This is a genomic window from Flaviflexus sp. (assembly GCF_041440645.1).
Classification (GTDB): Bacteria; Actinomycetota; Actinomycetes; order Actinomycetales; family Actinomycetaceae; genus Flaviflexus.
Window position 1 is genome coordinate 6,918 of the sequence record NZ_JASDVN010000056.1, and the last position, 7,809, is coordinate 14,726.

At 61.0% G+C, this 7,809-nt stretch carries 5 protein-coding genes; 1 reads left to right on the forward strand and 4 read right to left on the reverse strand.

Features of this window, described 5'->3' with window-relative positions:
• From QMB98_RS08530 to QMB98_RS08545, 4 genes are all read right to left on the reverse strand, one after another.
• Positions 1-398, reverse strand: a 398-nt coding sequence (locus QMB98_RS08530; protein ID WP_371685291.1) for a hypothetical protein, incomplete at its 3' end; no start/stop codon positions are given.
• Positions 399-479: 81 nt separating this feature from the next.
• On the reverse strand, positions 480-1,415 hold the full coding sequence (locus tag QMB98_RS08535) for a metallophosphoesterase (protein WP_371685297.1): 936 nt from the start codon (positions 1,413-1,415) through the stop codon (positions 480-482).
• An 18-nt stretch (positions 1,416-1,433) separates the two neighbouring features.
• Positions 1,434-2,207, reverse strand: a complete 774-nt coding sequence (locus QMB98_RS08540) for a fibronectin type III domain-containing protein (RefSeq protein ID WP_371685292.1) — start codon at positions 2,205-2,207, stop codon at positions 1,434-1,436.
• Between the two features lie 254 nt (positions 2,208-2,461).
• On the reverse strand, positions 2,462-5,995 hold the full coding sequence (locus QMB98_RS08545; protein ID WP_371685294.1) for a S8 family serine peptidase: 3,534 nt from the start codon (positions 5,993-5,995) through the stop codon (positions 2,462-2,464).
• 354 nt (positions 5,996-6,349) lie between these two features.
• On the opposite strand from QMB98_RS08545, the gene QMB98_RS08550 reads away from it, so the two are divergent.
• Positions 6,350-7,678: a M20/M25/M40 family metallo-hydrolase gene (locus QMB98_RS08550; protein WP_371685296.1), complete on the forward strand. Its 1,329-nt coding sequence runs from the start codon at positions 6,350-6,352 to the stop codon at positions 7,676-7,678.
• Positions 7,679-7,809: the final 131 nt, after the last annotated feature.

Sequence of the window (7,809 nt, forward strand, 5' to 3'; positions counted from 1 at the left end):
TTGCCGCCGCGGAGTTCGTTGTTGACGTAGAAGGTGGTGCCGCGGCGGACCGCGAGCGTGTCGGCGCCGTTACCATCCCAGTCCCCAACGAGAACCTCATCGCCGATGCGACCATAGGCGAAGGCAACGTCGTGCGTGGTGGAGTCCCACGAGTTCGATAGTACGAAGGCGTTACCGGAAGGGATGGGATCAGCCGGGGTCGGTTCTTCAACCTCGGTGGGCTTGCCAGCAAGCGGGGAACCATTTGCGTCGAGGTAGACGGTCTGCTGACCGCTCAACAGCTCGCGGCGTTCAATGTCGACCAGGTCGTAGTTGTCGTCAAGGATGGGGAACAGGGACACGGGGGTCATGACCATTTCCGCCTCCGGCATCGCTCCACTCGTGAGGACCGTGCCCATGTAGGGTTGGATCTGGATATCGAGGTGACCGTAGTGCTTGCCACCGGAAACGAGGTGACGGACACCGTTCTCGTTCGTTTCCTACATCTCCGGCTCATCGGCCTGCGCCATCCACGTCGAGTGGGTGTTGAACAGGAGCGGAACGTACTCGCCATCTTCGTTGCGGATCATCTTGTCGCCACGCAGACCATCGGAGGCAACACCAACATCCCAGTGGTAGACACCGGTGCGGTCACCGGCCTGGTCGACGTAGGAGGACTGGAACATTTCGTCGTGACCGGAGAAGACCGCCGCGACGTCGTACTCCTCGAAGAGGGGCTCAAGGTGCCTCATCGGGGTGCCGGGCTGAGCATCGGATCCCTGGGCGTGGTTCATGGTCGTCCCGTGGGTGCCGTTCGAGTAGGCAACGTGGTGGTACTGGACGATGATGGTCTGACCGTTCGAGCGAGCGTCCTCCAGCTGCTCCTCGAGCCAGATGTACTGCTCGGAACCGGGCATGAAGTTTGGCTGATCGATCGGATCGGTCGGCTCTACTCCGGGCAACCACCCCTGCTCAACGGCCACGGGGAACGCGGCCTCGTACTGTGTGATCGTGAACGAGTTCTGGGTGTCGGTCCCGAGCTGCTCATCTGTGATGTTCGCGTCGTTTCCGGTCATGGGTTCGGGATCGCCGATGTTCTGGTCGGTTCCGTTGTTGGAGTCGATGGAGATAAAGGTGACCGGGCCGTAGTCGGTGCGGTGGTACGCGTCGAGTGCGTGCTCGTTGGTGGAGCCGTGCGTGTCGATTGCCTGGTTGTAGGCGGCACGCGCACGAACGACAGGGGTGCAGTCATCCGGGGACGCGCAGTAGCCGTAGACCTCGTGGTTACCGGGAGAGGTGAAGATCGGGATCGAGTCAAGAACCTGACCCTGGTCGCCAGCGAAGTAGCGGAACCACTCATCCCAGTGGGTCTGCCACGAGGCACGCTCCGTCAGGTCGCCTGGGAGCAGGATCATGTCGGGGTCGAGTTCCTCGATGAGGGCGTTGTTGAAGCGCTAAGCATCATCCTCCGTCACCGGGTAGTTGACGGAGGTCTTGCCGTCACGGGTCGACACACCATACTTCTCGGCCCACAGGGACGAAGCGTCCGGGCGGGGCTCCGAACCCTCGGCAAGGGTCGTGGTCTCCACCCACTCGCGGTAGGTGACGCGACCAACCGGGTCGGTTTCCGTGTCGGAGAAGGCGATGATGTGAATGGGTTCGGTCAGATCGCTGCCGGCCTCGGGGAAGGTTGAGAACGACGCCTCGTGCACGTACCCGTCCTCGTTCACCCTGTACGTGTAATCCGAGTTCGGGACGAGGCCGGTGACGTGGGCGGAATGCTTGTACGGCTTCTCGCCGCGAATCCACGTGCCCTGGGGAACGACGCCCTTGGCGTTGTTCCGGTTGAGGTCACCAAGAGCCAGTTCGCCCGCCTGGTAGGTGTTGACGGGGTTGTGCACGCCCTCAACGTCGAGGGTGAGGCCGTTCTCGGGTAGTCCGGGACCGAACACCGTGACCTGGCTGGTACCACCGGTCTCGGAGAACCAGTTGAAGGTCATCTCGTCCGACGCGGCACGCTGCAGGTAGGGAAGGACACGGAAGCCTTCGCGCACCTCGGTGGGGACGGTCACGCCGTCCACAACCGTGGGGTTGTCGTTGGTTGATGAGAGTGCAGGGGAGTCCAGGCTGGACTTCTCGGAAGCTGGTTCACCGAGTGCTGCGGGACCGGACACGGCAATGAGGCCGGCGGTCATGGCCACAGTCAGAGCGGCTAGATTCTTTTTCATTACACACTTCCCATGGGAAAACACTGGTAGTTCCAACCTAGGAAGCGGGGGTAAAAAGCCGGCCTAGTGTGCGTAAATGACGAGTGAACAGGAGACGGGGAGGAGATGTCCTCACGTACCTGTCCTGTCGAGAAGGATCCGAGAATGACCTGTGCAGGGACCCGGGTAAGGAATCGGGCAGGAAAACGGGCAGAGATCAGAGCAAGAAGTGGCCCCCGGTTGCACTGCAACCGGGGGCCAACTTACTGGATCACCTAGCGGCGGAGGCCGACGGTGTCGATGTCGTCACCGTTCCAGTCACCGACGAGAACCTCGTCGGATGCACGGCCGAGCTCGTACGAGCGTGCCGAGTTACCGGACGTGAGCGAGTTGGAGATGTGGAAGACGTTGCCTCGACGGATCGAGATCGTGTCCTGACCATCGCCATCCCAGTCACCCACGAGGACCTCATCCGATGCGCGACCGTAGTTGATCGTGCTCGAGGCGGGGCCACCGCGGAGCTCGTTGTTGAAGAAGAAGGCGTTGCCACGACGAACCGCGAAGGTGTCGTTGCCGTCGCCATCCCAGTCGCCCGCGTAGACCTCATCGGCCTTGCGTCCGTAGTTGAACTGTTCGTCAGCTACGCCGCCACGGAGGGTGTTTGTGACATAGAAGGTGTTGGCGCGGCGGACCGCGAAGGTATCCGAGCCGTCACCGTCCCAGTCACCCACGAGAACTTCGTCGCCCTTGCGTCCGTAGTTAAACTGCGTCTCGGCGGGGCCGCCACGGAGCTCGTTCTGAACGAAGAAGGTGGTGCCGCGGCGGACCGCGATCGTGTCCACACCGTCGCCATCCCAGTCACCAACGAATACTTCGTCACCGGCGCGGCCGTAGTTGAAGTAGTGGTCGGCTGCTGAGGTGAAGTCGTTGTAGAGCAGGAAGCCCTTATTGACGTCCTCGTCGATTGTGCCGTCGCCGGGGCCTTCGCCCGGAGCGCCGTCACGGTCAATGGTGAACACGGGGGAGAGCCAGGTTTCGACGTGATCGGGGTTATCGATCGAGCCGAGACCCTTCACTGCGGTCACCTCGAGAACGTAGTCACCATCAAGTGCCTTGAGGGACTGGTCGTTGTCGGGAGCCTTCTGGAAGGTGCCATCCCACTGGTAGGCCTGGATGCCGGGGGCAGAGCCCTCTCCATTCGATTCGTACACGATGTTGTAGTCGGGGCTAACCGGAGCACCCTTGCCACCATCGGCCGTGGCGTGGAACGCCTCGATCTTCAGGTAGGAGATGGGGTTCTCAATGTGGAGGACAGCGTACGGAGTGTCGCCATCTTCCATCGTGTAGCTGTACTCGTCCAGGTTGAAGGAGTAGAGGTCGCCGTCAACGCATTCGCCCTCAAGGAGAGCATCACAGCTGACGAGAACGCCAAGACCCGGGGTGTCGTAAATCGGCTCGTCAATGAGGTCGCCGACCTCCTCCTCGGTCAAGCCGTAGTCGCGGTAGGTCCACTGAGTCATGAACGAACGGTCGGTCTCGTAGTCACCTGCCATGCCGCCGTAAGCGACGATGGACTGGGTGTTGTCGGAACCGTCGAGGCCAATCTGACCACCGTAGATGCCGCCCTCGAAGCCAGCGGGCTCCGTGATGGTGACGTTGATGGTGGCGGTGCCGCCAGCAGGGACGGTCAGGGTGCTGGCCGACCAGCTCACGGTCGCGGAAACGCCGTAGTAGTCGGGAGCTTCGTTGATGCCGGAGGTGGCGATGCCGGGGATGTGGAACGGCGTGTAGGTAACCGGAATATCATTACGGTTCGTGACCGTCAGCGTGTGCGTCTCGGAAGCGCCCGTGTCTGCGTCACGGAGGTCAATCTGCGACGGCGTGATCTGGGTGCCAAAGAGGTTCGCGAACACAGCATTCGGGATGTTGATCATGCCCGCGCCCTGGCGGTGCACCGGCTCGGGGTAACCGAGGTTCGGTTTGAGCGACCACAGGAGCGGATCAGCGGTGTTCTGTAGCGAGGTGAGGACCTGCTGCGGGGTGAGCTGAGGGCTGACCTCGAGGATGAGGGCGGCGGCGCCAGCAACATGCGGTGCAGCCATCGAGGTGCCGGACATCGTTGCGTAGCCGGTGCCATCGCCATCGGCCGCATCAAGCGGGTATGCCGAGTTGATGAAACCACCGGGTGCGGACACCTGGGGCTTGACTGTCAGGTCAGCGGCGAGACCGTAGGACGAGAAGTCCGAGATCAGGCCACCGGTAGCGATTTCGGAAACCACGGTCTCGCTCGACCAGGTCAGGTTGACCGGCTCATCGGACGCAGCGAGTGCTGCGCGGATTGCCTGGCCATCAGCCTGGGTGATCGTGACAACGGGGATCGTGATCTGGACGGGGCCCTCAACGGTTGCGTTGATGACGCCAGCGGTGTTGTTGTCGATGACAACAGCGGCCGCACCGGACTCCTGGGCTGCGAGAGCCTTATCATAGAAGCTGGAGCTACCGCGCTGAACGAGAACTGCCTTACCTTCGGCACCCTCGATCGGGGCAGCGCCCGTCTCGGAACCAGCCGGGTAGGCAATGAGCTCAAGCTCGGAATCATCGGTCGGAGGAGCGGGCGAAGCCGAGGCCGGCGAGTAGGAAATCTGCTGGCCATCAACAATGAAGGCGGGTCCTTCGGACGCGTAGTTGTCGACAGAACCAACAGAGATGACCTTCGAAGCAACGGCCGGAGCGCCACCGGAGAAGATGCCGGATGCACCTGAGTTACCCTGCGACACGGTCACAACAACACCGGAATCAACGAGGTTGTTGGCAGCGACAGCGGTCGGGTAGTTCGGCCAGGTCATGAAGGAAGCGCCGATCGACATGTTGACGATGTCGGCACCGTCAGCGGCGGAGCGCTCCATGGCCTCGATCATGATGGCGGAGTCGGTGGAACCGTCACAGCCGAACACGCGGTAAGCGAGGATGAGAGCATCCGGGGCAACGCCCTTCATGCCGGATTCGACGTCGTTACCGGCAGCGATACCGGCAACGTGCGAGCCGTGGCCCTGGCAGTCATCGGGGTTGGCGTCCGGAACCGGAATCGGGGAGTAGGCGGGGGAGGAGGGGTCGGCGTTGTAGTCGTCACCGACGAGGTCCCAGCCACCAATGATCTTGCCGCCGTTACCTTCGGCGGTCCAGGGGGTCGTGCCGGAAACGCCACTGCCACCGAATGCGGGGTGGTCAATGTCGACACCGGTATCGATGATGGAAATGACCTGGCCCTGGCCGGTCACACCAATGTCCTGCAGCCAGTCAGCGCCGGTCATGCCAGCAGCAAACTGCATCTCGGGCTCAGCACCGAAATCGAGCTTCTCAGGGGCGTCCACAATCAGAACGGGGTAAACGCCAGCAACGTCAACGCGATCGAGAACCTTGGCGAGTTCGTCGTCATCAGCGGTCACAACGGCACCTGCCCACAGCTGGCTGTGGGTGGCCGTGACTTCGACATCGAGATCGGAAATGGCGGAATTCAGCTCATTCAGTTCGGCATTGACGCGAGCCTGAGTGCCGCCCTTGACGACGGGAGCGGAGTTGAAGGAAACGAACCACTGGCCTGTCGCGCGTGAGCCGTATGCGGAACCAGCAACCGTTGCCTGGTTCGCGCTCTGGCCGATCAGCACGGAGGGGTCGGATTCATAAATCGGGTCGGCACTCGGAGCTGCTGCTGCCGGGACAATAAATGCCCCAAACGAAAGCGCACCTGCACCAAGTGTGGCGATGCAGGTGCGGAGCTTTCTCCGAGAACCATGAACATGACTAGTCATGTGCTCTCCTCTAATCAGTAATCTTCTCGACGCTTCGTTGCTACGTAAGTGTTGGGACGAAGGTCACTTGATTATGCTTCACATCATGAAAGTATTCACCCGTTGTGCAAATATTGAGACAACATTCAGGTGAATTTCAGCAAATGGACATATTGGAAGTTCATCATTGCGCTACAAAGATTGGGGGTGTAAAGGGGCGAATTGTCCGCTTTCAGATTCTTAGTGAACGCATCGAATCCGAATGTATTGGCTGGTCAGTGATGGTGGTGGCGGGGCAAGGGCTGGACAGTGGATCGGGTATGAGAATCATGGACGCCGTGGCCTCGAATGTTCTCGGGGACTAATGTTTGATTTATGAATCACGTTGATCCCGCAGCTATTGACACATCCACCGTTGCTGAACTCTGTGCAGAACTCATTCGTATCGACACGTCCAACTACGGTGTTGATCCTCGAACGAAACCGGAGAGGCCAGCTGCGGACTTCGTTGTCGACTTCCTCAAGAAGTACGGCTACGAATCCGAGATCTACGAGTCGGAGCCAGGGCGGGCCAGCGTGGTCCTGCGAGTCGAGGGCTCAAATCCCGACCTTCCCGCACTCGTCGTCCACGGCCACCTTGATGTTGTTCCCGCGATCTCCGATAACTGGACTGTCGACCCGTTCGGTGGCGAGATCAAGGACGGCTACCTGTGGGGCAGGGGAGCGGTCGACATGAAGAACATGGACGCCATGATCCTCACGGTCCTGGCCGACATGAAAACCCGTGGCTGGAAGCCGGAACGGGAACTCATTGTTGCGTTCTTTGCGGATGAAGAGGCTGGCGGCGTCCTCGGTGCGCAGTGGATGGTCGACAATCATCCGGAGCTGTTTGCTGGCGCAACGGAGGCGATCTCGGAGGTTGGTGGCTACTCGGTCCAGGTCGGCGGCCAGAACGTCTACCTCATCCAGACCGGTGAGAAGGGCATGAACTGGATGACCCTGACCGCGAATGGTCGGGCCGGTCACGGCTCCCAGGTCAACCATGACAACGCGATCACGAAGCTCGCCACCGCGATCTCCCGCATCGGGCAGGAGCAGTGGCCCATCGAACTGACCGACACCGTGCGTGTTCTGCTCGAGAAGGTGGCGGAACTGACCGGGCTGCCGTTCTCGGAGGATCCGGACGATCTTGCGGCTCTCGTGAAGGAACTCGGTCCCGCCTCGCCATTCGTGGGCGCGACGCTCAAGACCCAGGCGAACCCGACCCAGCTGGACGGCGGATACAAGGTCAACGTCATTCCCGGTGTTGCTACCGGCGCTGTCGACATGAGGCCCATCCCCGGCACCGAGGACAAGGCCGACTACATCATTCGCGAGCTTGCCGGATCGGACATCGACGTCACCTCGATCGTCCGCACCTCGGGCTACGAGGTGCCTTTCGATGCGAACCTCGTCGATCAGATGTCGGCGGCGATCCTCGCCGAGGACCCCGACGCGATTATCGCCCCCTACCTGCTTTCGGGCGGAACAGACAACAAGTCGCTCATGCAGCTCGGCATCACCGGATATGGGTTCGTGCCCCTCGCGCTGCCTGCAGACTACAACTTCTCCGCCATGTTCCACGGCAACGATGAACGAGTCCCGCTCGAATCGCTGGAGTTCGGCACCCGCACCCTTGCACGGTTCCTCGGGGGAGTCCGCTAAAGAACCGTTGGACTGATTCCCACGCAGAACTCCCACGCCGATTTCCCAAACAGGTGGGATCGATTGGGATCGATTAAGAGGGATTGACGAGCTTCATTGAGCAGAGGGGCTGGCACAATCTGTGCCGGCCC

What these genes read in the sequence shown, in the direction of transcription:
- QMB98_RS08540 (WP_371685292.1), bottom strand. Translation starts at nt 2,207, where the DNA reads ATGAAAAAGAATCTAGCCGCTCTGACTGTGGCCATGACCGCCGGCCTC.
- QMB98_RS08545 (WP_371685294.1), bottom strand. Translation starts at nt 5,995, where the DNA reads ATGACTAGTCATGTTCATGGTTCTCGGAGAAAGCTCCGCACCTGCATC.
- QMB98_RS08550 (WP_371685296.1), top strand. Translation starts at nt 6,350, where the DNA reads ATGAATCACGTTGATCCCGCAGCTATTGACACATCCACCGTTGCTGAA.